At 73.0% G+C, this 777-nt stretch carries 1 protein-coding gene and 1 pseudogene; one reads left to right on the forward strand and one right to left on the reverse strand.

The genetic code is table 11. The features are described from left to right. A pseudogene (locus G6028_RS16515) lies at positions 1 to 227 on the forward strand (TVP38/TMEM64 family protein); the annotation flags it as partial. A 17-nt stretch (positions 228 to 244) separates the two neighbouring features. Here the strand turns inward: G6028_RS16515 and G6028_RS16520 are convergent. After that, positions 245 to 777: DUF3097 family protein (locus G6028_RS16520; RefSeq protein ID WP_182659521.1), on the reverse strand; the 533-nt coding region annotated here is incomplete at its 5' end.

Genomic DNA, 777 nt, shown 5'->3' on the forward strand with positions numbered 1-777 from the left:
CCGCCCTCACCTCGATCCCGTTCCGTCAGTTCCTGCCCGCGACCGTCATCGGCAGCACCCCGGGGACCGTCGCGGCGATCCTGCTGGGGCACTCCCTCACCGAGGGCGACGGCACCGCCGCGCTGTGGGCGACGGGCGCCTTCGCGGCGGTGGGACTGGTCGGGATGATCCTGGACGCCCGCCTGCCCGTCCGTGGAGACGACGACGGGGTCGGCAGACCCGGGTGAGCTGCCCCCGGTGGGGATCAGGCGGGCTCGGTGACGAAGTCCACCAGACGTTCGACCGCACCCAGCAGGGCCGGCTCGACGTCCCGGTACGTGCTCACCGCGCCCAGGACCCGCCGGAAGCCGTCGGCCGGCTCACCCCATCCGAGCCGGTCGCAGATGCCGGTCTTCCAGTCCTCGCCCCGTGGGACGACCGGCCATTCGTGGATCCCCACGGCCCGGGGTTTGACCGCCTGCCAGATGTCCACATAGGGGTGTCCGGTCACCAGCACGTCGCCGCCGAGCCCGGCGACGATGCGTGACTCCTTGCTGCCCGTGACCAGGTGGTCGACCAACACGCCCAGGCGCGCCTGCGGCGTCGGCCCGAACTCCGCCACCAGGGCGGGCAGGTCGTCGATCCCGTGGAGTGGCTCCACGACGATCCCCTCGACCCGCAGGTCGTGGCCCCAGATCTTCTCGACGATGGCCGCGTCGTGGATGCCCTCGACCCAGATACGGCCAGCGCGCGCGGTCCTGGCCCGCAGGCCCTCGACCTTCCGGGACCCGGACGCCG

The sequence above is a fragment of the Dietzia cercidiphylli genome (genome assembly GCF_014145145.1).
Lineage (GTDB): Bacteria > Actinomycetota > Actinomycetes > Mycobacteriales > Mycobacteriaceae > Dietzia > Dietzia natronolimnaea.